At 68.4% G+C, this 23223-nt stretch carries 22 protein-coding genes; 1 reads left to right on the top strand and 21 read right to left on the bottom strand.

What is annotated here, in order from left to right:
- Positions 1-11 precede the first annotated feature (11 nt).
- The 21 genes from ftsZ to Q7I88_RS06395 all read right to left on the bottom strand — a co-directional run bounded on the left by ftsZ (position 12) and on the right by Q7I88_RS06395 (position 22234).
- On the bottom strand, positions 12-1865 hold the full coding sequence (gene ftsZ, locus Q7I88_RS06495; RefSeq protein WP_305098229.1) for a cell division protein FtsZ: 1854 nt from the start codon (positions 1863-1865) through the stop codon (positions 12-14).
- A gap of 129 nt (positions 1866-1994) precedes the next feature.
- Entirely contained in the window at positions 1995-3299 is a 1305-nt protein-coding gene (ftsA, locus tag Q7I88_RS06490; RefSeq protein ID WP_305098228.1) for a cell division protein FtsA, read from the bottom strand.
- A complete protein-coding gene (locus Q7I88_RS06485; protein ID WP_305098227.1) occupies positions 3299-4213 on the bottom strand; it encodes a cell division protein FtsQ/DivIB in 915 nt (304 codons plus the stop codon). The genes ftsA and Q7I88_RS06485 overlap by 1 nt, the downstream gene beginning before the upstream one ends.
- Complete coding sequence (locus Q7I88_RS06480; protein WP_439648366.1) at positions 4213-5169, bottom strand: D-alanine--D-alanine ligase; 957 nt, start codon at positions 5167-5169, stop codon at positions 4213-4215. Before Q7I88_RS06480 ends, Q7I88_RS06485 begins: the two co-directional genes overlap by 1 nt.
- The gene (locus Q7I88_RS06475) at positions 5166-5663 is read right to left on the bottom strand and encodes a DUF4262 domain-containing protein (protein ID WP_305098226.1); all 498 of its coding nucleotides are present in this window, start codon (positions 5661-5663) and stop codon (positions 5166-5168) included. The genes Q7I88_RS06480 and Q7I88_RS06475 overlap by 4 nt, the downstream gene beginning before the upstream one ends.
- Positions 5660-6637, bottom strand: a complete 978-nt coding sequence (gene murB, locus Q7I88_RS06470; protein WP_305098225.1) for a UDP-N-acetylmuramate dehydrogenase — start codon at positions 6635-6637, stop codon at positions 5660-5662. The genes Q7I88_RS06475 and murB overlap by 4 nt, the downstream gene beginning before the upstream one ends.
- Positions 6634-8061, bottom strand: a complete 1428-nt coding sequence (murC, locus tag Q7I88_RS06465; RefSeq protein WP_305098224.1) for a UDP-N-acetylmuramate--L-alanine ligase — start codon at positions 8059-8061, stop codon at positions 6634-6636. The genes murB and murC overlap by 4 nt, the downstream gene beginning before the upstream one ends.
- Positions 8058-9254 carry an undecaprenyldiphospho-muramoylpentapeptide beta-N-acetylglucosaminyltransferase gene (gene murG / locus Q7I88_RS06460; protein WP_305098223.1) on the bottom strand — a complete coding sequence of 399 codons (1197 nt, stop codon included), beginning with the start codon at positions 9252-9254 and terminating at the stop codon, positions 8058-8060. The genes murC and murG overlap by 4 nt, the downstream gene beginning before the upstream one ends.
- Positions 9251-10480, bottom strand: coding sequence for an FtsW/RodA/SpoVE family cell cycle protein (locus Q7I88_RS06455; protein WP_305098222.1), 1230 nt, complete (start codon positions 10478-10480; stop codon positions 9251-9253). Before Q7I88_RS06455 ends, murG begins: the two co-directional genes overlap by 4 nt.
- Positions 10477-11832 (bottom strand): UDP-N-acetylmuramoyl-L-alanine--D-glutamate ligase, encoded by a 1356-nt coding sequence (murD, locus tag Q7I88_RS06450; RefSeq protein WP_305098221.1) that lies wholly within the window; start codon positions 11830-11832, stop codon positions 10477-10479. Before murD ends, Q7I88_RS06455 begins: the two co-directional genes overlap by 4 nt.
- Positions 11829-12899: a phospho-N-acetylmuramoyl-pentapeptide-transferase gene (gene mraY, locus Q7I88_RS06445; RefSeq protein WP_305098220.1), complete on the bottom strand. Its 1071-nt coding sequence runs from the start codon at positions 12897-12899 to the stop codon at positions 11829-11831. Before mraY ends, murD begins: the two co-directional genes overlap by 4 nt.
- A gap of 9 nt (positions 12900-12908) precedes the next feature.
- Positions 12909-14366, bottom strand: coding sequence for a UDP-N-acetylmuramoyl-tripeptide--D-alanyl-D-alanine ligase (locus Q7I88_RS06440; RefSeq protein WP_305098219.1), 1458 nt, complete (start codon positions 14364-14366; stop codon positions 12909-12911).
- Positions 14366-15829: a UDP-N-acetylmuramoyl-L-alanyl-D-glutamate--2,6-diaminopimelate ligase gene (locus Q7I88_RS06435; RefSeq protein ID WP_305098218.1), complete on the bottom strand. Its 1464-nt coding sequence runs from the start codon at positions 15827-15829 to the stop codon at positions 14366-14368. The genes Q7I88_RS06440 and Q7I88_RS06435 overlap by 1 nt, the downstream gene beginning before the upstream one ends.
- Positions 15826-17493 carry a peptidoglycan D,D-transpeptidase FtsI family protein gene (locus Q7I88_RS06430; RefSeq protein ID WP_439648384.1) on the bottom strand — a complete coding sequence of 556 codons (1668 nt, stop codon included), beginning with the start codon at positions 17491-17493 and terminating at the stop codon, positions 15826-15828. Before Q7I88_RS06430 ends, Q7I88_RS06435 begins: the two co-directional genes overlap by 4 nt.
- Positions 17494-17573: 80 nt before the next feature.
- Positions 17574-18080 (bottom strand): hypothetical protein, encoded by a 507-nt coding sequence (locus Q7I88_RS06425; protein WP_305098217.1) that lies wholly within the window; start codon positions 18078-18080, stop codon positions 17574-17576.
- Positions 18077-19018 (bottom strand): 16S rRNA (cytosine(1402)-N(4))-methyltransferase RsmH, encoded by a 942-nt coding sequence (gene rsmH / locus Q7I88_RS06420; protein WP_305098216.1) that lies wholly within the window; start codon positions 19016-19018, stop codon positions 18077-18079. Before rsmH ends, Q7I88_RS06425 begins: the two co-directional genes overlap by 4 nt.
- Entirely contained in the window at positions 19015-19512 is a 498-nt protein-coding gene (locus tag Q7I88_RS06415; protein ID WP_305098215.1) for a division/cell wall cluster transcriptional repressor MraZ, read from the bottom strand. Before Q7I88_RS06415 ends, rsmH begins: the two co-directional genes overlap by 4 nt.
- A gap of 253 nt (positions 19513-19765) precedes the next feature.
- Positions 19766-20518, bottom strand: coding sequence for a Gldg family protein (locus Q7I88_RS06410; RefSeq protein ID WP_305098214.1), 753 nt, complete (start codon positions 20516-20518; stop codon positions 19766-19768).
- Positions 20493-20834 (bottom strand): hypothetical protein, encoded by a 342-nt coding sequence (locus Q7I88_RS06405; RefSeq protein ID WP_305098213.1) that lies wholly within the window; start codon positions 20832-20834, stop codon positions 20493-20495. Before Q7I88_RS06405 ends, Q7I88_RS06410 begins: the two co-directional genes overlap by 26 nt.
- A gap of 19 nt (positions 20835-20853) precedes the next feature.
- On the bottom strand, positions 20854-21855 hold the full coding sequence (locus Q7I88_RS06400; protein WP_305098212.1) for a cysteine synthase A: 1002 nt from the start codon (positions 21853-21855) through the stop codon (positions 20854-20856).
- Positions 21856-21916: 61 nt separating this feature from the next.
- Positions 21917-22234, bottom strand: a complete 318-nt coding sequence (locus Q7I88_RS06395; protein ID WP_305098211.1) for a 2Fe-2S iron-sulfur cluster-binding protein — start codon at positions 22232-22234, stop codon at positions 21917-21919.
- A gap of 74 nt (positions 22235-22308) precedes the next feature.
- On the opposite strand from Q7I88_RS06395, the gene Q7I88_RS06390 reads away from it, so the two are divergent.
- Positions 22309-22926: a DNA-3-methyladenine glycosylase family protein gene (locus Q7I88_RS06390; protein WP_305098210.1), complete on the top strand. Its 618-nt coding sequence runs from the start codon at positions 22309-22311 to the stop codon at positions 22924-22926.
- Positions 22927-23223 lie beyond the last annotated feature (297 nt).

Here is a 23223-nt window from a genome sequence, read left to right as displayed (position 1 = left end):
CGCGAACGGCCTTACTGGTTGTTCTGACGGTTGAGGAACCGCGGAATACGCACCGAACCGCTGTCATCGTCGTCGTCATCCTCGTCGCCGTCCCCGCCGCGATCGGTGGCCGCCCGCGAGAGATTGGCCATGCGCTCGAACAGGGTGCTGCCCGCCGCCGGCTTGGCTGCGGGAGCAGGCGAAGCAGCAGCCGGCGCGGCGTCTGCACCGTCCGAACCGGCGCCAGCAGCGCCGAGCATGCGCGCGCGCCGTGAGCCAGACTGCTGGACCGGCTCGTCGGCCGCGGCAAGGCGGTCGGCGTCGAGCAGCAATTCGTCCTGTGCCCCTCTGCCGCCCGAATCGGACGTATCGTCTTCGTCGCTTCCGGCTTCGCTCCCCGCTTCCATGGTCAGTTCGAGTTCTTCGTCGCCTTCTTCGGCTCCGCCGCCCATGTCCCAACCGTTGTCGGCGGCGTCGGCCGTCGCTTCGGGGTCGCGGTTGATCCGCGTGCCGGTGAGCGAGGCGAAACCGGCATCCGCGGCACCGCCGAAGGCGCTGTCATCGGCCGGATCGATCAGTTCGCCGTCCTCGTCGTATTCCTCACCCTCGTCGCCGCCGTCACCGGGGCTGTATGGCTCGGGCATACGCGGCGCCCCGACTTCCCCGGAGTCGTCTTCGCCGAGAGCGTCGTCGCCCGCATGGCCGTAGCCCGACCCGCCGGAACCGGCGGCGCCTTCCTCGGACTCCGCGTCCGAAGACTCGTCCCAGTCGCTGGAGGGGATGGACAGGCTTGCCGCCTGTTCCGCCGCGGCGGCGTCTTCGGCCAGCTCTTCCTCGGTCGGCAGCGGCAGGACAGGCTTCTTGGGCCCGCGCGCAGTGCCGAGGTTGATCGGCTGGTGCGCCGCCTGGATGTGGTCCGCGCTCTGTTCGATGCCGGTGGCGACGACCGAAACGCGGATCTTGCCTTCGAGGTCGGGATTGAACGCCGAGCCCCAGATGATGTTCGCTTCCGGATCGACCAGTTCGCGAATGTGGTTCGCCGCTTCGTCGATCTCGAGCAGCTTCATGTCCTCGCCGCCGATGATCGAAATGATGACGCCCTTGGCGCCCTGCATCGAAACGCCGTCGAGCAGTGGGTTGGCAATGGCCCGCTCAGCCGCCTCGAGAGCGCGGTTGGGCCCTTCGCCTTCGCCCGTGCCCATCATCGCCTTGCCCATCTCGCCCATCACCGAGCGCACGTCGGCGAAGTCGAGGTTGATCAGACCGGGCATGACCATCAGGTCGGTGATCGAGCGCACGCCCTGCTGCAGCACCTCGTCGGCCAGCTGGAAGGCTTCCTTGAACGTCGTTTCCGCCTTGGCGACCAGGAAGAGGTTCTGGTTGGGGATGACGATCAGCGTGTCGACGTGCTTCTGCAGTTCCTCGATCCCGGCTTCGGCCGCGCGCATGCGGCGGGTGCCTTCGAACAGGAACGGCTTGGTCACCACGCCGACGGTCAGCACGCCCATCCGGCGCGCGGTTTCCGCAATGACCGGCGCAGCGCCGGTGCCCGTGCCGCCGCCCATGCCCGCGGCGATGAACACCATGTTGACGTTCTCGAGCGCGCGCTCGAGCTCTTCGACGGTTTCTTCCGCCGCCGCACGCCCGACTTCGGGGCGGGATCCGGCGCCGAGCCCCTGGGTAATGTCGGGGCCGAGCTGGATGCGATGCTCGGCCAGCGCATTGTTGAGCGCCTGGGCATCGGTATTGGCGACGACGAAATCGACGCCCTCGATCTCCGAGGTTATCATGTTGGCGATGGCATTGCCGCCGGCGCCGCCGACGCCGATCACGACAATCCGGGGGCGCAGCTCTTCCACGGAAGGCGGACCGATGTTGATGCTCATCCCATTTCCTCGAGAAAGAGTGTCACATTTCTTGCAACTCGCTTGTGCCACAAAGGGATTCGCGGGTGCAAAAGGTAAATGGCCTTATCCACAGTGCTGGATTCCTAGGTTTTCCGCCGGTTCGGGCATTCAGAAGTAGGCCCTGGCCGCGTGCCAGATGCGCTGCGCCATCGCCGCGGGGCCATAGCGCATCGTGATTTGCCGGTCGCGCCCGAAAATCCTGATGTCGATCGGGTCCTCGGCCGCATAGAGGATCAGGCCGGCGAGCGTGGCGAAACCGGGGACGGAGTGCGCTTCGGGCAGGCCGCGCAGCTGCGGGGGGCGGCCGATGCGAACCGGCTTGGCGAGCGCCGCCTGGGCATAGTCCGCCAGCCCGGCCATTTCCGCCCCGCCGCCGGTGATCACCACTTGCCGACCGCGCGATCCGCCCGGTCCGCCGGTGAAGCCCATCGCCTCGAGTGCGCGGCCAACCTCGCTGACCAGCCGGTCGAGCTCGCCGGTCACCACCGAGATGAGATCCGCGCGGGCGATGCGATTGTGCTCGTCGGCGCCGCGGGCCGGCGGGCCGGCGTTGTCCTCGCCCGGGCCGTTGACCGGGATACGTTCGCGGTGGTCGCGCGGGCTGGCGATGGCCGAGCCCGAAACGCACTTGAGCCGCTCGGCCTGGAAGCGACGAATGCCGAAGTGGCTGGCGATAGCGTCGGTGATGTCGGCCGAGCCCGTCGGGATCGAGCTGAGGCCGACGAGCATGCCGCCGGCAAAGACCGAAACGTTGGTCACTTCGGCGCCGAATTCGACCAGAGCCACGCCGATGTCGCGCTCCTCTTCGGTCAGGCAGGCATAGCCCGCGCCGATCGGCGAAGCGACGACGCCTTCGACTTCGAGATGGGCGTTCTCGACCGCTTCGCGCAGATTGCGCATCGGCGCGCCGTCGGCGAGCATGGTGTGGATGGCCACTCCGAGCCGCTCGGCATGAAGGCCGCGGGGATTGGAAATGCCGTCCGCCCCGTCGAGAAAATAGCACGCCGGCTGGGCGTGCAGCACCATGCGCCCGTCGGGCTGGATCGCGTCCTTGGCCGCGCCGAGCAGCTGCTCGACATCCTCGTCCTCGATGCGCCGTCCGCCGATCTCGATCTCGACCTGGTTGATGCGGCTGGCGAGCCCCGCGCCGGAGGCACCGAGCCAGACGCTCTGCACGCTCGTCCCGGCGACCTTCTCGGCCTTCTCGAGCGCATCGCGCACGGCGTAAGTGGCCGCGGCCATGTCGGTGACGTAGCCGCGCTTGACGCCCTGCGCGGCACGGTGGCCGGAGCCGAGGACGATCATCTCCCCGCCCTCGGTGGTTCCGGCGATCATCGCCGAGATGCGAAAGCTGCCGATGTTGACCGCGCCGAAGACGCGGGTGATGCGAGGCTGGTTCGGGTTTGCGGCCATCAGGAGACACCTCCGGCGAAATCGGGCTTGTCGGTTTCCTTGCAGTCGGGGCACCGCATGTAGATGCGGTCCGGCGAGCGCATGTCGAAGGCGACGACCTTGCCGCCGAGCAGGCGGTGAACGCCGTCGAGCCGGGCGAAGTTGATCAGCGCCCCGGCGGCGTCCTTGTCGCCCATGGGCAGCGAGAGCAGTTGTCCCGATTTGAAGGTCAGGTTCCAGCGCCTGTTGCCGATCCACTCGGCCGCCGCGACCTGCGGACGCAGCGCCGGGGCGGCATCGAGCAAAGCGGTAAGGCTCTCGACCTGCGCCTGGGCGCCGGGACCCGAAATCTTCAGCAGGCCCTTGGCATTGGCGCGCGAAATCGGCTCGAGTTCGTGCCCGGTCCCGTCGATCAGCACCAGCCGGTCGGGCTTGGCCAGAACCGCGTGGGGCGTGCGCTCGACGATGTCGATGACGATAGTGTCGGGCAGCTGGCGGCTGACGCGGGCGTCCTCGACCCAGTTGAGCCCGAGCAGCGAGGCGCGCAGTTCGTCCAGGTCGACCTGGGGCATCGCCCGGTCGCGCGCGCCGAGCACGCGTTCGTAGACCTTGAGCTCGTTCATCCGCTTGACGCCGTGGACCTCGACGCGGTCGACCTCGAACCCGGCGTTGGCCGCGGCAGCGGCGAACTGCCGGTCGATCAAGATATTGAGACCGGCCAGGCTGGCGACGAACCATGCGCCGACTGCCGCGCCAAGCAGGATCAGGAACAGGAAGAAGCGGTGCAGCTGCTCCTCGGTAAAGGGCAGCACGCGCATCAGCGCATCGACCAGCGTGCTGGTCTGCGCCCGCGCCTTGCGGACCTGGCGCTTGGTTCCCTGGGCGCGGGCCTGACGGCGCACGCCGGTCTGCTTGCGGCGGATGGTCTGCGCCATCAGGCCATCTCCCCGACCTTGTCGAAGTGGCGCAGCGCGTCCTCGATCACGATTTCGCACAGCTCGCCGTATTCGATCCCGCAATGGCGCGCCTGTTCGGGCACGAGGCTGAGCGGGGTCATGCCCGGCTGGGTGTTGGTCTCGAGCACGAACAGCCCGGCCTCGCCGCGCTGGTCGTCCCAGCGGAAGTCGGTCCGGCTGACGCCGCGGCAGCCGAGCACCCGGTGCGCCTTGAGGGCATAGTCGAGGCACAGACTGGCGATGCTCTCCGGGATGTCGGCCGGGCAGATGTGCTCGGTCATCCCGTCGGTGTACTTGGCGTCGAAATCGTAGAAGCCCGACTTGGGCACCAGTTCGGTGACCATCAGCGCGCGGTCCCCCAGCACCGCCGCGGTCAGCTCGCGGCCGCGGATGTAGGGCTCGGCGAGAAGCTCACTGAACTCTTGCCACGGCCCCTTGCTGTCGCGCGCGATCGGGTTGCCGTAATTGCCCTCTTCGGTGACGATCGCGACCCCGACCGAGCTGCCTTCGTTGACCGGCTTGAGCACATAGGGGCGCGGCAGGGGATCCCTGTCGTGCAGCTCGGCGCTCTTGACGATCCGACCGCCCGGCATCGGGATGCCCGCCGGGACCAGCAGCAGCTTGGTCAGCTCCTTGTCGATGGCGATGACCGAGGTGGCGAGGCCCGAGTGGGTGTAGGGAATGCCCATCAGGTCCAGCATGCCTTGCACGGTGCCGTCTTCGCCGGGCACGCCGTGGAGCGCGTTGAAGACGACGTCGGGCGCGGTCTCGGCGAGCTTTGCCGCGACCTGCCGATCCATGTCGATCCGTGTGATGCGGTGCCCGCGCGCCTCGAGCGCGTCGGCCACGCCTTTGCCCGACATCAGCGAAACCTCGCGCTCGTTGGCCCAGCCGCCCATCAGCACGGCGACGTGAAGGGGTGCGAGGCGGGTCAATGGACGGTCCCCGTTACGTAAAGCGCTGGCTGATCTTCAATTACCTCCGACGCGCAACCTTCCTCCCAGGGCAATAGACCTTGATGCGCACCGGGCCAGACAATTTGAAAGGCCCTTGAGACCGCTGGCATTCCAATATGCCGGTAATACCAAATCGCAGAGCCGAAGTGCTCGGCAATCGCCGCCGGATCCGTCACTTCACGTGCAACGCATATATGTCCCTCGAGCAGATCAGAAATCTCGGCACCGTCTGACAGCTCAAGACCATCTTCAGACATCTGCCGCCAAATTTCGTTGATCATCGAAGCACGCAAGCTTTTTGGCAGGGAGAATACGATCACATCTGGTTGCTGGACCGTCCGGGCATAGCCGATCGAATAGGAGAAATCCGGTGCGACACCCTCGGGATCGAAAACGGACATGATGAAACAGCCATGCTTGTCGACCATGTCGACGATGGTCTGTTCGATTTCGGTCAGGTGGTTGTCGTTCACGGCCGCCCCACCCGCTGGATTTCCCATTCCAGCATCACGCCTTCCTGTTCCGACACGCGGCGGCGCACGTCTTCGCCCAGGCCCTCGATGTCGGCGCTGGTGGCGTCGCCGGTGTTGATCAGGAAGTTGGCGTGCTTTTCGCTCACCTGCGCCCCGCCGCGGGTCAGCCCGCGGCAGCCGGCCGCGTCGACCAGTTCCCACGCCTTGCGTCCCCTGGATACAGCGGGGGGCGGGTTCTTGAAGGTCGAGCCGCCGGTCCTGGTCCGGAGCGGCTGCGATTCCTCGCGCGCCGCTGCGATGCGGTCCATTTCCGCGCCGATCGCCGCAGGATCGCCTGGCGTTCCGCGGAAGCGGGCCGAGACGACGATCGCTCCTTCGGGCAGTTTCGAGTGGCGGTAGCTGTATTGCAGGTCGGATGCCGCGAGCGTGATCAGGCTGCCGCCCGGCAGCACGACGTCGCAATCGACCAGGATATCGGCCACCTCGCGGCCATAGGCGCCGCCGTTCATGCGCACGAAGCCGCCGACGGTTCCGGGAATGCCTCGCAGGAATTCGAGCCCGGCGATGCCGGCGTCGCGCGCAGTCGAGGAGACGAGGATCCCGCTCGCCCCGCCGCCGCACCGGATCATGCCATCCTCGCCAGTTTCGACCTCAGCGAACGCCTTGCCGAGCCGCACCACGACGCCGGGCACGCCGCCGTCGCGCACGATGAGGTTGGAGCCGAGGCCGAGCGCCATGACCGGCGTCCCTTCCTGCAGCCCGGTCATGAACTGCAGCAGGTCGGGCAGGTCCTCAGGTTCGAACAGCCAGTCGGCCGGGCCGCCGGTCTTGAACCACACGAGCTTGGCCAGCGGCGCCTGCGGGGTCAGCTTGCCGCGCACCTTGCCGCCGACGAAGCCGGTCGGCGCGGCGGCGTCTTCCGAACCGGGCGCATTGGTCCACGCGCGCAGGTGTTCGCCGTGCTGCCGGCTCATGCGGCTTTCTCCCGCGCCGCCGCGATTCCGTCGGCCAGACCCGCAGCCCACTTGGTAATGTCGCCCGCGCCGAGGCAGACGACGTAGTCGCCAGCCTTCGCCACCCTGGCGAGTTCCGCCGCCAGTTCGTCAGGCCCGGCGGTCTCGGCCGCCGAGCGGTGTCCGCTGGCGCGCATGCCCTCGACCAGCACGGCCGAGGAAACCCCCTCGATCGGCTGTTCGCCGGCCGGATAGACCGGAGCGGCATAGACGAGGTCGGCATCGTTGAAGGCGGCCTGGAACTCGGTCATCAGGTCGCGCAGTCGGGTGTAGCGGTGCGGCTGGACCACGGCGATGACGCGTCCGCCCGCCCCGTTCGACGCCGCCTCTCGCGCCGCAGCGAGAACCGCGCGGATTTCGACCGGGTGGTGCGCATAATCGTCGATCACCGTCACCCCGCCGGTCTCGCCGGCGCGGGTAAAGCGCCGCTGCACCCCGCCGAACTGGGCGAAGCCGGAGCGGACCGTGTCGTCGTCGCAACCCATTTCGAGGGCCACGGCGATCGCGGCGAGCGCGTTCTGCACGTTGTGCCTGCCCGGCATCGGCAGGAAGACGTTGTCGATCCTGCGTTCGCGCCCGTCGCGCTCGCGCAGGACGGCGGAAAACAGATTTCCTCCCTCCGCGCTGCGAATGTTCTCGCCGCGCAGATCGGCCTGGGCGGAGAGCCCATAGGTCAGCACGCGCCGGTCGCGCACCTTGCCGATGACCGCCTGGACCTCCGGGTGGTCGATGCACAGCACGGCGAGGCCGTAGAACGGCACGTTCTCGATGAACTCGACGAAGGCGTCCTTCACGGCATCGAAAGAGCCGTAGTGGTCGAGATGTTCCGGATCGATGTTGGTGACCACCGCGATGGTGCCGTCGAGCCGCAGGAAACTGCCGTCGCTTTCGTCGGCCTCGACGACCATCCATTCGCTGTCGCCCAGCCGGGCGTTGGAGCCGTAGCTCTCGATGATCCCGCCGTTGATCACGGTCGGGTCGATCCCCCCGGCATCGAGCAGCGCGGCGACCATGCTGGTGGTGGTGGTCTTGCCGTGCGTGCCGGCGACCGCGACGGTCTTCTTGAGGCGCATCAGTTCGGCGAGCATTTCCGCGCGGCGAACCACCGGAATCCGCCGGTCGAGCGCCGCGGCCACTTCGGGATTGGTGCGCCGCACCGCGGTCGAGGTCACCACCACCGCCGCATCGCCGAGGTTCGCCGCGTCGTGGCCGATGAAGACCTCGATGCCGCGCTTCCTCAGCCGCTCGACCGAAGCGCCCTCGGCAATGTCGGAGCCTTGCACCGAGTAGCCGAGGTTGTGCATCACTTCGGCGATGCCGGACATGCCGATTCCGCCGATGCCGACGAAATGGATCGTGCCGATGTCGGTCCCGACGCCCTTCACGTTGCGTTCCCGCGCGCCAGCGCCTCGCCCGCATGGCTTTCGCTCGCCTCGCCGCCGCGGACCCGGATGACATCCTGCATCGGCGCACCGCCGAAGCTTTCGACGAGGTCGGCGAGATCCTCGGCGGCCTTGGGCCGGCCACAGTTCCACGCCGCGTGGGCGGCGGTGGCGAGCGTCTCGGGGCGTTGGGCAAGCGCCTGGATCTGCTTGGCCAGTTCCTTGGCGGTAAACCGTTCCTGCCTGATCGAACGCGCTCCGCCCGCCTTGACCATTTCGCGCACGTTGGCCGCCTGGTGATCGTCGGTGGCAATGGGAAGCGGGACGAGGATGGCCGGACGGCCCACCGCGGTCAGCTCGGCGATGGTCGAGGCTCCGGCGCGGCCGATGAACAGATGCGCATCGGCCAGACGCGCCGCCATGTCCTCGAAGTAGGTCCCGAGTTCGGCGGGAATGCCGTGGTTCGCATAGCGTTCGCGCACCGCGTCGAGGTCTTCGGCGCGGCATTGCTGGGTCACCTGCAGCCGGCTGCGCAGCGCAGGCTGCAGCATCGCCAGCCCATCGGGGACGACTTGCGACATGACCCGCGCGCCCTGGCTGCCCCCGGTAACCAGCACGCGCAGCAGCCCGTCGTCGGTGAACGCGGGGAACGGTTCGTCGCGCAGGCTGAGGACCTGCGGCCGCACCGGGTTGCCGACAAGGTGGACCTTCTCACGGTATTTGGGTTTGAGCCGGTCGACGTCCGGGTAAGCCGTGGCGATCGCGTTGACTCCGCCGGCGAGCAGCCGGTTGACGCGTCCCAGCACGGCATTCTGTTCGTGGATCAGCGAGGGGACCGCGGCCTTGCGAGCGGCGAGCAGGGCCGGCAGCGCGGGGTAACCCCCGAAGCCGATCACGGCGCTCGGGGCGAAGCTGTCGAACAGGCGCAGCGCCATGCTTCGTCCTTCGATCACCGCCGCAATGCCCCGGGGCCAGTGCAGCGGGTTCTTGCCGAAGCGCCCGGCGGGCAGGACGTGCGCGGTGAGGAAGTCGGGCTTGCCGGGTATGGCCGCTCCGCGCTCGTCGGTTATCAGGGCGACGTGGTGGCCGCGCCGCTCGAGCACGTGGGCCAGCGCGAACGCCGGCGTCAGATGCCCTCCGGTGCCGCCGGCGGCGAGCACGTAGTGGCGGCCCACTCTCGCTTGCGCGCCGGTCATGACGCTTTCGCCTTGCGCCGGGGACGGGCGGCGGTGATGCCCACGCCATCGCGGGTCAGGAACGGGTTGCGCCGGGTCATCGCCAGCAGCAGACCGACGGTGGTGCTGACGGCTATGGTCGAGGATCCGCCGTAGCTGATCAGTGGCAAGGTCATGCCCTTCGAGGGGAACAGTTGCAGGTTGACGAGGATGTTGATGAACGCCTGCCCGCCGAAGATGGTTGCAAGGCCCGTTGCTGCGAGCACCGCGAACAGGTTCTCTTCCTCGATCATGCGGACCAGCACCCGGCCGACGATGGCGAGGTAGAGCAGCACGATCACGCCGCAAACCAGCAAGCCGAATTCCTCGCCGATGACCGAGAAGATGTAGTCGGTGTGAGCCTCGGGCAACTGCATCTTGCGACGCCCGAGCCAGATGCCGGTGCCCGTCCACCCGCCGCCGAGCAGCGTACGGCTGGCGAGGTCGACCTGGTCGTAGGCCGTGCCCCCGCCGAGGAAGCTGTCGATGCGATGCCGGGCGTTGTCGTAGAACAGGTAGGCGAGCGCCAGCGCGCCGACGCCGCCGCCCGCGACGATGCCGATCTTCTGCATCGGCAGGCCGGCGAGCATCGCCATGACCAGCCAGCAGCCGACGAACAGCATGGCGTCGCCGAGGTTCGGCTGGAGCATCAGCAGGACGACCACGAGCGCCATCAGGCCGGCGGTGATCTGGATCACCGGCAGGCGCGGGTCGCGCAGTCGCCAGGAAAGGATCCAGGCGAGCGTGACCGCATAGGCGGGCTTGAAGAACTCGCTCGGCTGGAAGCGGATTCCCATGTCGATCCAGCGCTTCGCGCCGTTCACCTCGTTGCCGATCAGCGGCAGCAGGACCAGACAGGTCAGCATCGCCGCGCCGAGCACGATCGCCCCGCGCCGGGCGAGCTCGCGCGGTGCGAAAGACACCCCCAGCATCGTCGCCAGGCCAAGGAGCTGCCAGCGCACGTGCGCCCACCAGAAATAGAGATCGCCAAGCTGCACCGAGCTGGTCGAAAGCCGCCGCGCGCTCGCCGGAGAGGCCGCGGCTACCGCGATCGAGCCGATCGCCATGAGCAGCAGGACGAGCGCCAGGAGCACACGGTCGATCTCGCGCCACCACACGCGCAGCTGGGTTTTGCGATCCTGCGGGAAGCGCGCCTTCCTCGGGCTGCGCTCGCCGATGACCGGGATATGGGGGCGCGCCGCGCTCATGCCGCGGACCGTCCGGCAAAGTCGAACGGGACCGGCCTCCCGCCGGTCAATCCCTCGACGATCTGGCGGAAGGCATCGCCGCGCGCTTCGTAGTCCTTGAACTGATCGAAGCTGGCGCAGGCCGGCGAGAGCATGACGACATCGCCCTCCCCGGCCGCAGCCACGGCGCGGCTCACGGCTTCGCACAGCATCTCGCAGCGCTGCACCGGCACGTACGGCTCGAGCAGGTCGGCAAAGCGCGGTCCTGCCTCGCCGATGGTATAGGCGGCGGCCACGTTGGGAAAGCCCGGCGCACAGTCGTCGAGGTCGTCGCCCTTGGGCAAGCCGCCGACGATCCAGTGGATGCGCGGCTTGGGGTCGCGCGGATAGGCTCCCAGCGCGGGGGCGGTGCTCGCCGGGTTGGTCGCCTTGGAATCGTTGACGAAGGTGACCCCGTTGAAGGTGCCGACGACCTCCATGCGGTGTGGCAGCCCGCGGAAGCCGGTCAGCCCGGCCTCGATCTGCTCCTCGCCAAGACCGAGTTCGGCCGCGATCTGCCGGGCGATGGCGGCGTTCTGCAGGTTGTGCGGGCCCTTGAGCCCGATCCACCGGTCTTGCCGGGCGGCGAGCGCGGCGATGTTCGCACAGACAGCGCGACCCGGCGCCCGGCGCGCCTGCTCGGCGGCGCAGACCGCCCGCGTCGCCTCGTCGTCGCAGCCGAACACGGCGAACTGATCGGGCCGCTGCATCGCGAACAGGCGCGCCTTGGAGGCCGCGTAGGCGGAGAAACCGTCGTACCGGTCGAGGTGATCGGGGGTGATGTTGGTGAGCGCCGCCGCTTCGCAGGCCAGCGAGCCGGTCAGGTCGATCTGATAGCTCGACAGCTCGAGGACATAGACCCCGCCTTGCGGCAGCGGGTCCTGCGCGAGGATCGGCAGGCCGATATTGCCGCCCATCCGGGTCGCCACCCCGGCGCCCTCGAACAGGTGGTGAACCAGTGCAGTGGTGGTCGACTTGCCGTTGGTTCCGGTGATGCCGACCACCCTGTGCTCGGGCAGCGAGGGCCGGGCCATCGCGAACAGTTCGATATCGCCCATCAGCGCAACGCCCGCTTCGCGCGCCCTGGCGACAAGCGGATGGGTGTTGAGCGGCACGCCGGGCGAAACGACGATGCCGTCGAACCCGGTCAGGTCGATTTCCAGCGGATCGCCGATTTCGGCGATGTCCGCCACCTCCTCGCGCGGGCCCGGACGGCGGTCCCACGCCGTGACCCGCGCCCCGCTGGCGTGCAAGCTGGCGACGCTCGCCAGTCCCGAGCGGGCGAGACCGAGGACCGCGAAGCGCTTGCCGGCGAAGGCGGACGAAACGATCATCGCACTTTCAGCGTCGCCAGGCCCATCAGGGCGAGGACGATGGAAACGATCCAGAAGCGGATCACAACGGTCGATTCGGACCAGCCGAGCTGCTCGAAATGGTGGTGGATCGGCGCCATCCGGAAAATGCGCCTGCCGGTGCGCTTGAACCAGAAGACCTGGATCATCACGCTGGCGGTTTCGACCACGAAGAGTCCGCCGACGATCAGCAGCACGATCTCGTGATGGCTGGCCACCGCGATCGCCCCGAGCGCTCCGCCCAGCGCCAGGCTGCCGGTATCGCCCATGAACACCGCGGCCGGGGGCGCGTTGAACCACAGGAAGGCCAGGCCTGCGCCCATTATCGCCGCGCACATGATCGCCAGCTCGCCCGCGCCGGGCACATGGGGGATGCCGAGATAGGCGGAATAGTCGACGCGCCCGACGAGGTAGCAGATGATGGCGAACGTCCCCGCGGCGATCACCACGGGCATCGTCGCCAGACCGTCGAGCCCATCGGTCAGGTTCACCGCGTTGCCGAAACCGACCATCACCGTGGCGGCGAAGACGTAATAGAGCGGCCCCAGCGGGATCGCCCTCCCCGACAGGAACGGGACATAGAGGTTGGTGCTGATCTCGCCGACGATGAGCCAGGCGGCGACCCCCGCAACGAGGAATTCGAGCAGCAGGCGGACCTTGCCCGAGACGCCCTTGTGGCTGCGCTTCGCCACCTTGTCGTAATCGTCCATGAAACCGATCGCGCCGAACCCGGCAGTCACCGCCAGGCAGGCCCAGACGAACGGGTTGGTCAGGTCCATCCACAGCAGCATGGAGATGAGCAGCGAGACGAGAATCATCAGCCCGCCCATGGTCGGCGTGCCGACTTTGGCGAGATGCGTCTGCGGGCCGTCGCTGCGGATCGGCTGGCCCTTGCCCTGCCGCACGCGCAGCAGGGCGATGAAACGCGGCCCGATCAGCAGCCCGATGACGAGCGCGGTGAGGAGCGTCGCGCCCGAACGGAAGGTCTGGTAGCGGACGAGGTTGAACAGCCCCTCGAAATCCAGCCATTGCGCGAGAAGATAGAGCATCCGTGCCTGTCAGCCTTCCCTGGCTGCGAAATGCGACACCAAGCGGGAAAGTCCTACTGAGTTCGACCCTTTTACCAGGACCGCGTCACCCGCCACGAGGCCATACTCCTCAAGAGCGGAAATGGCTTCACCCGGGTCGCTGCAATGGGCAAAACTCACAGGCTTGCCAAGCGGATTGTGGGCCGCTTTCCCCAGTTCGCGTGCGAGGGCGGTCATCTCGGGTCCGACGAGCACTGCATAGTCGACTTGCGCCGCGGTCAGCGGCTCGGCCAGCTGGACATGGAAAGCATCTGAAAAGTCACCCAGTTCCTTCATCGCGCCGAGTACGGCGATGCGGCGCCCGGCCGGCGTATGCCCGAGCTGCGCCAGCGTGGCGCGCATCGAGGTGGGATTGGCGTTGTAGCTCTCGTCGATCAGCAAGGCGTTGCCGCCGGCGACCGGAATGCGGTGACGGGCGCCGCGGCCCTTGAGCCCGCCCATCTCGGCGAGCGCGAGCCCGGCGGCGCCAAGGTCCCCGCCCGCAGCGTGGACCGCCGCCATGACGCAGAGCGAGTTGGCCACCCAGTGCTCGCCCGGTTCGGCCACGGTGTAGCACAGCCGCCGCTCGCCGAACGCCGCGGTGACCAGCGAGCCGCCGTTGGCCGACGGAACTGCATCGAGCAGGCGGACGTCGGCTTGCTTTTCCTGCCCGAACGAAATCACCCGGGCTCCAACGGCTTCGGCCGCCGCCTTGAGCCGCGCGAAATGCACGCTGTCGGCCGGGATCACCGCGGTGCCCCCGGGTTCGAGTCCGGCAAAGATTTCCGCCTTGGCAGCGGCAATCGCTTCCTCGCTGCCGAGGTTTTCGATGTGCGCCGGGGCAATCGTGGTGATCACCGCCACGTGGGGGCGGACCTGCACCGTCAGTGCGGCGATTTCGCCGGCATGGTTCATGCCCATCTCGAACACGCCGTAGGCCGAGCGCCCGGGCATGCGGGCGAGGCTGAGCGGCACGCCGACGTGGTTGTTGTAGCTCCTGACCGAGCGGTGCGCCGCTCCGCGGCTCGACCGGTCGAGCGCGGTGAATATCGCTTCCTTGACCCCGGTCTTGCCGACCGAGCCGGTCACCCCGACGATGCGCGCTGCGCCGCGTTCGCGCGCGGCCGCGGCCAGCGCCTGGAGCGCGCGTGTGGTATCCTCGACCAGCACGTGGGGCCAGTCGACCGGGTGCTCGACCACCACCGCCGCGGCGCCGTTGGCGATCGCCTTGTCGACGAACTTGTGCCCGTCCATCGCCTCGCCCTTGAGCGCGATGAACAGGTCGCCCGGACGCACGTCGCGCGAATCCATCTCGACGCCGGAGACCTGGAACGGGCCGCTCGCCGCGCCCCCCGTCGCCTCGGCGATCTCGGCTGCCGTCCACAGGGCGTGGGCATAGCGGTCATGATCGCGCGCAGGCCAGGCCAGCAGCTTCTCGAGTGCACCCATCAATCGTGTCCTCCCGTAGCGGCGCATTCGCGCGCCACCGTCACGTCGTCGAAGGGCAGGACGCGCATCTCGCTCCCGCGCCCGACGATCTGCCCCTGTTCGTGTCCCTTTCCGGCGATGAGGACGATGTCGCCCTTGCCCGCCGCGGCTATGGCGGCGGCAATCGCCTCGCGCCGGTCGCCGATCTCGCGGGCCCGCGTCGTGCCCTCGATGATCATCTTGCGGATTCGCGCCGGATCCTCGCCGCGCGGATTGTCGTCGGTGACGATGACGAGGTCGGATTTCGCTTCCGCGACCTCGCCCATGTCGCGGCGCTTGCCCTGGTCGCGGTCGCCGCCGGCACCGAACACCGTGATCAGGCGGTGTTCCACATGCGGCCGAAGCGCTTCCATCGCCGCCCCCAGCGCCTCGGCAGTGTGCGCGTAATCGACGTAGACCGGCGCGCCGCTGGCGGTAATCGCGGCGCGTTCGAGCCGCCCGCGAACCGGCTGCAGGCGCGCGACGGCATCGAATATCCGCGCCGGCTCCCCGCCGGTCGCCAGCACAAGCCCCGCCGCGACGAGCGCGTTGGCCACCTGGTAAGCGCCGATCAGCGGCAGCATGATCGATTTGCGCATCCCGCCGATCTCGATCTCGAGGTCCTGGCCGAGCTGCCCGGGATTGCGGGAAAGCAGGCGGATCGCGTCGCCCTGTTGCCCCACGGTGACAAGTCGCAACCCTCGCGCCCGGGCCGCTTCGACAGCGCGGTCGCTCCACGCGTCGTCCGTCCAGATCACCGCCGCGCCGCCCGCGTCCACCACCTCGGCAAAGAGGCGCATCTTGGCCGCGAAATAGTCTTCCATTCCGGCATGGTAGTCGAGGTGGTCGCGGCTCAGGTTGGTAAAGGCGCCGGCGGCGACCGGCAGCCCCTCGTTGCGGTACTGACTGAGGCCGTGGCTCGACGCCTCGTAGGCGACATGGGTCACGCCTTCGCGCGCCAGGCCGGTCATGTTGGAAAGGAAAGTGACGATGTCGGGCGTCGTCAGTCCGGTCGAGACGCTTTCGTCCGGCGTGGTCACGCCGAGGGTGCCGATCGAGGCCGCGCGTTCGCCGCACATGCGCCAGATCTGCCGCGTCATCTCGACGGTGGAGGTCTTGCCGTTGGTTCCGGTCACGGCGACCACGGTGCCGGGGACCGGGCGGAAGAACTGCGCCGCGAGCCGGGCGAAGGCGCGGCGCGGAACCGGGTCGGCGAGATGCGCTGCGCCCTCGACCGTCGCCTCGGGCCGGGCGACCACCGCGACCGCCCCGCCGCTGACGGCGGCGGGAATGAAGTCCTCGCCGTTGACGGCGGCGCCCTGGAAGGCGCCGAAGATGTTGCCCGGGGCCACCTTGCGATGGTCGATGGCGAAACCGGTGACATCGGCCTCGCCCGCACTTCCCGCATCGAGTCCGGCCGCCTCGGCGAGGGCGGACAGCTTCATTCGCCGCCCCCGTCGCCGACCAGCGGTCTGAGGTCCGACAGGTCGATGTCCCGGCTCGCGTCGGGCAAGACGCCGAGCATCGGCCCGATGCGGGGGACGAGCTTGCCGACGATCGGCGCCGCATTCCAGGCGGCGGTGCGCTGATAGGAACTGGCGGCGACGGCCTTGGGCTCGTCGAGCATGACGATGACGACGTAGCGCGGCTTGTCCATCGGGAAGGCCGCAGCGAAGGTCGAAACCAGAGTCGAGTGCCGATAGCCGCCCGCGCCTGGCTTTTCCGCGCTGCCGGTCTTGCCGCCGACGCGGAAGCCTTCCGCGTTCGCCTTGCGCCCGGTCCCGAAGACCGCGATCATCCGCAGCAGCTGGTTCATCCGCGCGCTGGTGCTGGCCTTGAAGACCCGGCGGCCCCGCGCGGCATGGCCGGGCTCGACCTTGAGCAGCGTCGCCGGACGCCAGAGTCCGCCGTTGACCAGCGCCGCATAAGCGCTGGCCAGGTGCAGCGGCGTGACGGCAATGCCGTGGCCGTATCCGACGGTCATCGCCCGCAGGAGCGGCCACTTGCCGCTCGCCCAGATCGGGAAGCCGCGCGCCGGCAGTTCGATGTAGGGCCGCTCGTCCATGCCGAGGTCGGACATGGTCCGCTTGAGCTTGTCGGGGCCCAGATCCTCGACAATGTGCGCGGTGACCACGTTCGATGAATGGATCAGCGTTTCCGGCACGTTGAGCGTCGCGCCGAGGTCGTGGCTGTCCTTGATGGTGAAGCCGCCGATCGGAATGGGCCGAGCCGAGTACCGCCGCGAAAGGTCGGTAATCGTCCCCGCATCGATTGCCGCGGCGACGGTCAGGGGCTTGAAGGTCGAACCGAGCTCGTAGACCTGGTTGGTCACCCGGTTGAACATGTTCGACTGGCCCGCATCGTCGATCTTGTTGGGGTCGAACGAAGGCAGCGAGGCGAGCGCGAGGACTTCGCCGGTGTCGACGTCGAGCACGATGCCCGCGGCGCCCACGGCATCGACCGCCCGCATGCCGGAAGCCAGTTCGTCCTCGAGCGCGCCCTGGACCCTGACGTCGACCGACAAGGCGGCTGGATGGCCGCGTTCCGACGGTGCCAGCAGCCGCTTGTCGAGGAAGCTCTCCATCCCGACGCGGCCGTGACCGTCGGAAGCAACGTAGCCGAGGATGTGCGCCGCCAGTTTGCCCTGCGGGTATTGGCGGTCTTCTTCCGACGGCGTCTCGAGCGCCAGCTCGCCGATGGCGACGACCTTGTTGACCTCTTCGGGCAGGATGCGGTTGCGGATATAGCCGGGCTTGCCCGAGGTCAGCAGCTTGACCGTCTCGGCGGTGTCGAGATCGGGGAAAATGGCCTTGAGCCGCGCCGCCACCACGCGCGCCGGCTTGACCAGCGGCGGGCCGCCGTCGGACAGGGCGTCGGGGTTGAACCACAGCGAATAGGCCGGGAAAGCCCGCGCCAGTGCCACGCCGTTGCGGTCGGTGATTTCGCCCCGCGGCGGCAGCAGGGCCTCGGCCATCGAATGCTCTTCGGGCGCCGGCTGGACGAAACCGAGATAGGCGATCCGCAGCAGCGCCGCGCAGGCGACGAGCAGGAACAGCGCACCGAGCAGGAGCATGCGCAGCTGTGCGGTGACGAGGACCCTGCGGCGCATGTCCGAGAGCTGGATACGCGCTGGGGCGAAGCCGACCCGGATGCGCGGCGCGGTGTAGCCGCCGTTGAAGGTCAGCGCATTCACTCGCCCAAGCCTCCGGCCGCGGCGTCGAGCGGGATGCGGATCCCGCCCTCGTTCCTCGCGACCATCGCCTCGCGCGGCGTCTCGGGTCCGATCAGCCGCTTGTCGATCGGCTTGCCGGTCAAGGGTGAAACGAGCTTGGGAAACGGCGGTGCCGCCTCGCCGCCGGCGGCGCTGGCGACGCGGATCGGGGCCGGCGCGCCGGCACTCGGCGGCGAACCGAAATCGTTGAGCTCGCGCTCGTCGGTGACGAACTGGCTCGCCCCGGGCGCGACGTAGCCGAATTCGACCCGGTTCCAGCTCGCCAGCTGTTCCTGGCTGGCGCGAGTCTCGAACTCGGTCTGCAGCAGAAGCTTCTGCGATTCGAGCGCGACGATCTGGCGCTCGGCGCGGACCACGTCGCTGCGCACCGCGTTCACCTTGAGATGCAAGCCGACGTAGAACAGCGTGCAGATCGACAGGGCGGCGAACCAGCCGATGCGGCGCAGGCGACTTTGCCGGGTCATGCGGCCTCCCGCGCTGGCGAGGCAGTGCGTACCGCGGCGCGCAGGGTTGCCGAGCGGGCCCGGGGGTTGCGCGCGATTTCCGCTTGCGAGGGCCGAATGGCCTTCGAAACCCGAGCGAAGGCCGGAGGGGAATCGGCCTTCGGCTCGGGCACGTGGCGCGAAGTGCCGGCATGCGCTCCGGCTGCCTCGCGCAGAAAGCGCTTCACGATACGGTCTTCGAGCGAATGGAAGCTGACCACCGCCAGCCGTCCGCCCTCGCCGAGCAGCACTTCCGCCGCACGCAGGCCCGCTTCGAGTTCGGCGAGCTCGGCATTGACGTGGATCCGCACCGCCTGAAAGGTGCGGGTGGCGGGGTCCTTGGGCGCGCCGGGACGATGGCCGAGCGCCTTGCGCACAACGCGCGCCAGGTCGCCCGTCGTCGCCAGCGGACGGGCGGCAACGATGGCCCGGGCGACGCGGCGACTCTGCCGCTCTTCGCCGTATTGGTAGAGCACGTCGGCGATGTCCTCCTCGCGCGCCGCGTTGAGGAAGTCGGCGGCGCTCTCGCCCTCGCGGCTCATGCGCATGTCGAGCGGGCCGTCGGCCGAGAAGGCGAAGCCGCGGTCGGCCTGGTCGAGCTGCATCGAGGAGACGCCGACATCCATCGTCACACCGTCGACCCGCGCGATTCCGGCTTCGCCGAGGGCGGCGACCATTTCGGAAAAGCGGCGCGGGTGGAGCACGAGGCGCGGCGGGACCTCGCGCGTCTCGGGCCAGGCCTGCCCGGCCGCGATGGCATCGGGGTCGCGGTCGAAGGCATGGACCGTCGCGCCGCGATCGAGGATCGCGCGGGTATAGCCACCCGCGCCGAAGGTCGCGTCGACCACCACGTCGCCAGGTTGCGGGCCCAGCGCCGCGATAACCTCGTCGAGCAGGACAGGGACGTGCGGCGCGCTCACTTGCGCTTGCCCTTCTGCGCTTCGGCCTGGAGCCGGCGGCAGGAAACCTTGGCCCCTTCGAAAGCGCTGTCCATGGCGTAGAGCTGGTCGGGCGCCCAGAGCGTGAAGTATTCGCCGGCGCCCTGGAAATAGACTTCGTCCCCGATTTTCCCCATCTCGAGCAGGTCGGGGTTGAGGACGAACCGGCCGCTCGCATCGAACGGCAGGTCTTCGTACCCGTAGAGCGCCAGCGACATCGCCCCGCGGTTGAAATCGCGGCCCAGCCGCGTGGCGCGCTCCTGCTCGCTGTCGAGCCAGGCGTCGAACGTCTCGGTGTGCGACAGGCCGAAGCCCATCAGGCAGTCCCAGTCGGGGTGCTTGGTCAGGCAGACGATCCGCTCGCCGCCGCTGGAGGCAACCACGTCCTTGCGCAGGGTCGTCGGCAGCACGAGGCGATTCTTCTCGCCGCGTAGCGAAAAGCCCTTGCCGTGATACCTGATGGGCTTGTCAGCCACTGACCGTTACCCCGTCCCTCATTTGCCCCTGCGGCGTACGGACGCACCTCCCCCGCCGGCTCCAGCGCGTACGGAGCCGTCTCCCGACAAATGGGAGGAATTTCGGGCGGTTTGTCCGATGGACTCGCTATCTATCGCGGGTGGTTCGGGGATGGAAGGGGAAAATCGGGGAATTTGTGTAAAAAGTTCGCAAAGAAGGGCCCACAACCCTCGAATGCGGACCGATTTTTCTCTCGGCGATGCGGAGCCCTGGCTAGCGTCCCGCGATTTCCCCGGCGGGAGCGAAGGCGAGGCGTATCAGCCCTTGCAGCGCGCGCGCGGCGCCAGGATCCGGGTCGTAGAGGTCGAGCAGCGCGGCATCGGCGAGGATCGTCGCCGTGCCGGCACCGATGGCGCAGCGCGCCAGTACGCCCGCGCCCGAAATGCGGCACGGCGCCGATTCACCGCGAAGGGCGAAGCGGCCCGGGAGGTTGACCGGCAGGGCAAGGTCCTCGGTTTCGACCAGTTCCGCTCGCGGCAGCTGGTCGGCGTCGAAATCCATCGCCAGCCCCCAGTGGCTGAGGATCGGCGAGAGCAGGGTCACGTCCTGCGGCCGGCGCCGGTCGCCCAGCGCGAAGCGCGAATGCCCGGTCATCATCGGATCGGCGAACAGCAGCAGGTGCCCGCCCTGTCGGACCCAGGCGTCGAGAGCGACATTCTCCTTCCCGCTCAGCGCGCGCGGCTGGGCCAGCAGCAGATCGTCGACCTTGGCCAGCGCAGCGGCATCGAGGCTGTCGATCGGCTGCAGGTCGTAGCTGCGCTCCAGCACCGGCCGCGCCCAGTGCGGTTCGGCCTTGGCCGTCAGCACTTCGTTAATCCCGGCAGCTTCGCCCCAGTAGATCGGCACCGTCCCCATCAGGCCGAGGACAGGGCGCGGCGCTGTCTCCCCCGCAGTCGCCGCCGCACCGGCCAGACAGGCCGCGAGCAGGGCGAGGACGGCGCTAGTCGGTGTTGGTCGGTGGAGCATTGGTCGGGCCGAGCGCCGGCACCTTTTCCGCCGGCGGCTTCAGCGGTTCGGACGGCAGGTCGGGCCCGACGCCGGCATCCGCCAGCGGGTCGCTCGCGCTCGTCGGCGCTTCTTTCGGCGCCACGGTCGCGGCGGCCTCGGGCACCACCGTCGCCTCCGCTTCGAGGGCCTGGTTCATGATGATGTTCGCGACGCCGATCAGCAGGATCATCCCGCCGAGCCCGAACAGGCCGACCTGCAGACGCTGCGCGGCCTGCGCACGCGCCGCGCCGCGCTTGATATCCGCCGCTTCGGTTTCGGAAATGTCCTCGGCCATCGCCGCGGAGTTTAGCGCTTCAAGATGAACGCAGCCAGTCGAAAACCGGCAGGTTCTTCGACTCGAGCCATTCCGCCGAGTAGAGCGAGGAAAGATAGCGGAACCCGGTATCGCACAGGATCGTCGCCACCCGGCTGCCCTTGCCGAGCTTCCGGCCCAGCGCGACCGCACCGGCGACGTTGATCCCGCTCGACAGGCCGAGGCAGAGCCCCTCCTCGCGCAGCAGCCGGCCGACCCATTCGAGCCCCTCGACGTCGGAAATGCGGAACTGGGTATCGATCGGCGCGCCTTCGAGATTGGCGGTGATCCGCCCCTGCCCGATGCCTTCGGCGACCGAGCTGCCCTCCGACTTCAGTTCGCCGTGGGCGTAATAGTTGTACAGCGCCGCGCCGTAGGGATCGGTCAGCGCGATGGTGACCTTCTCGTCGCGTTCCTTGAGACCCATCGCGGTGCCGGCCAGCGTGCCGCCAGTGCCCACCGCGCAGGTGAAGCCGTCGATCCGCCCCTCGACTTGCTCCCAGATTTCCGGTGCGGTGCCTTCGAGGTGCGCCCGGCGATTGGCGACATTGTCGAACTGGTTCGCCCAGACCGCTCCCTCGGTTTCCTCGGCCAGGCGGCGGCTGGTGTGGACGAAGTGGTTGCAATCGGCGAACTTGGTCGGCGGGACGGTCACGAGCTCCGCGCCGAGCGCGCGCAAGGTGTCCATCTTCTCCTTCGACTGATTGTCGGGCATGACGATGACCGATTTGTAGCCGAGCGCATTGGCGACCAGCGCAAGGCCGATCCCGGTATTGCCCGCGGTCCCTTCGACGATGGTGCCGCCGGGCCTCAGCTCGCCCTTTTCCTCGGCATCGCGCACGATCCACAGCGCCGCCCGGTCCTTGACCGAAGCGCCGGGGTTCATGAATTCGCACTTGCCCCAGATCTCGCAGCCGGCGGCCTCGCTCGGACCCTTGAGCAGGACGAGAGGCGTGTTACCGATGAGATCGAGCGTGTTGGTAAGAGTGCGCAGCGCCGTCATGGTTACGAACTAGGGGGCGCACCGCCAGGCCGCAACGCAATTGCGCTTGTTGCCCGTGAAATCAGTCTTCTTCGGCGATCCGCACCTTGAGCCCGTCGAGGTCGGGCGTGAAAGGAATTTGACACGACAGGCGCGAGTATTCGTCGCGGTGGTCGCTGGAGTCGAGCAGGTCGTCCTCGTCCTCGCTGATCGGCGGAAGCTTGTCGAAAAACGCCGGGTCGACATGGACGTGGCACGTCGCGCACGAACAGCAACCGCCGCACAGCGCCAGCAGTTCGTCGAAGCCGTTGTCGCGGATCGATTCCATCACCGTCAGACCGTTGCCGACTTCGACGGTCTTTTCCTCGCCGGCGCGGTTCACGACTGTCAGCTTGGGCATTGCGTTCGCTTTCCTCTGGCCTTGACCGGCGCGGCTGCTAGGCAATCCCGCCTGACTTGGCAAGCGGAGTGCAAATGGGACTGAGCGCGCAGCAGCTGCGAGAAGGATTGCGCGTCGTCGCCGAGCGCGAACCGGCGATCGCCCGCGCGCTCGACCTCGCCGGACACCCCGAACCCCGCATCCGCGACCGCGGCTACCGCACCCTGCTGCGGACCATCGTCGGCCAGCAGGTCAGCGTCGCCGCGGCCTCGAGCATGTGGCGCAAGCTCGAGGCCGAGCTGGGCGAGGAAATGCTCGCCAGCGAACTGCTCGCGCGCGATTACGACGCGCTGCGCGCCTGCGGCCTGTCGCGCCAGAAGCAGGGTTATGCCCGCTCGCTGTGCGAACTCGTCGCCAGCGGCGAGCTCGACCTCGACAACCTGCCGGCCGATGACGAGGAAGCGATCGCCGAACTGGTCCGCATCAAGGGGATCGGCCGCTGGTCGGCGGAAATTTACCTGCTCTTCGCAGAAGGAAGGCCCGACATCTGGCCGGCCGGCGACCTCGCCGTGCAGGCCGGCATCGGCAAGATCCTCGGGCTGGAGGAACGGCCCAGCGAGAAGCAGGTCCGCGCGCTGGCCGAGCCCTGGAGCCCGCACCGCGGGGCCGTCGCGATCCTCACCTGGCACTGCTACAACAACGCGGCGTTGTAGCCTGCCGCCGCGAAGGTCCCTTCCCGGCAGGGGGCTATCCCGCCGGTGGGCGGATCGACAAAAGTCCTTTCCTACAAGGCTGCAAGGTGCCTAGGTTCGTGCCGATGACACACGCCCCTCGCTCCGCCGTTCGCCGCCCGCCGTCGCCCCGGTCCGCAGTCGCTCGGCCGGGCAGCAAGATTTTGTTCCGCCCCCCGCATGTGTCATCCTCCGTATCCGTCACCCTGCACCGTCCATGCCGTTGAAATACAACGATTTTGATGGACCCGGCTGCGGGTTACACCTGTAAACTTGGTA

The organism is Croceibacterium aestuarii (genome assembly GCF_030657335.1).
In the GTDB taxonomy this organism is placed as follows: domain Bacteria; phylum Pseudomonadota; class Alphaproteobacteria; order Sphingomonadales; family Sphingomonadaceae; genus Croceibacterium_B; species Croceibacterium_B aestuarii.
Note: the sequence above shows the minus strand (reverse complement) of the source record. Positions and strands in the feature narration are given on the sequence as shown.

Excerpts from the sequence above, each read along its gene's own strand:
- ftsZ (WP_305098229.1), bottom strand. The coding sequence starts at position 1,865 with ATGAGCATCAACATCGGTCCGCCTTCCGTGGAAGAGCTGCGCCCCCGG.
- ftsA (WP_305098228.1), bottom strand. The coding sequence starts at position 3,299 with ATGGCCGCAAACCCGAACCAGCCTCGCATCACCCGCGTCTTCGGCGCG.
- Q7I88_RS06485 (WP_305098227.1), bottom strand. The coding sequence starts at position 4,213 with ATGGCGCAGACCATCCGCCGCAAGCAGACCGGCGTGCGCCGTCAGGCC.
- murB (WP_305098225.1), bottom strand. The coding sequence starts at position 6,637 with ATGAGCCGGCAGCACGGCGAACACCTGCGCGCGTGGACCAATGCGCCC.
- murG (WP_305098223.1), bottom strand. The coding sequence starts at position 9,254 with ATGACCGGCGCGCAAGCGAGAGTGGGCCGCCACTACGTGCTCGCCGCC.
- Q7I88_RS06455 (WP_305098222.1), bottom strand. The coding sequence starts at position 10,480 with ATGAGCGCGGCGCGCCCCCATATCCCGGTCATCGGCGAGCGCAGCCCG.
- murD (WP_305098221.1), bottom strand. The coding sequence starts at position 11,832 with ATGATCGTTTCGTCCGCCTTCGCCGGCAAGCGCTTCGCGGTCCTCGGT.
- mraY (WP_305098220.1), bottom strand. The coding sequence starts at position 12,899 with ATGCTCTATCTTCTCGCGCAATGGCTGGATTTCGAGGGGCTGTTCAAC.
- Q7I88_RS06440 (WP_305098219.1), bottom strand. The coding sequence starts at position 14,366 with ATGGGTGCACTCGAGAAGCTGCTGGCCTGGCCTGCGCGCGATCATGAC.
- Q7I88_RS06435 (WP_305098218.1), bottom strand. The coding sequence starts at position 15,829 with ATGAAGCTGTCCGCCCTCGCCGAGGCGGCCGGACTCGATGCGGGAAGT.
- Q7I88_RS06430 (WP_439648384.1), bottom strand. The coding sequence starts at position 17,493 with ATGCGCCGCAGGGTCCTCGTCACCGCACAGCTGCGCATGCTCCTGCTC.
- Q7I88_RS06425 (WP_305098217.1), bottom strand. The coding sequence starts at position 18,080 with ATGACCCGGCAAAGTCGCCTGCGCCGCATCGGCTGGTTCGCCGCCCTG.
- Q7I88_RS06410 (WP_305098214.1), bottom strand. The coding sequence starts at position 20,518 with ATGCTCCACCGACCAACACCGACTAGCGCCGTCCTCGCCCTGCTCGCG.
- Q7I88_RS06405 (WP_305098213.1), bottom strand. The coding sequence starts at position 20,834 with ATGGCCGAGGACATTTCCGAAACCGAAGCGGCGGATATCAAGCGCGGC.
- Q7I88_RS06400 (WP_305098212.1), bottom strand. The coding sequence starts at position 21,855 with ATGACGGCGCTGCGCACTCTTACCAACACGCTCGATCTCATCGGTAAC.
- Q7I88_RS06395 (WP_305098211.1), bottom strand. The coding sequence starts at position 22,234 with ATGCCCAAGCTGACAGTCGTGAACCGCGCCGGCGAGGAAAAGACCGTC.
- Q7I88_RS06390 (WP_305098210.1), top strand. The coding sequence starts at position 22,309 with ATGGGACTGAGCGCGCAGCAGCTGCGAGAAGGATTGCGCGTCGTCGCC.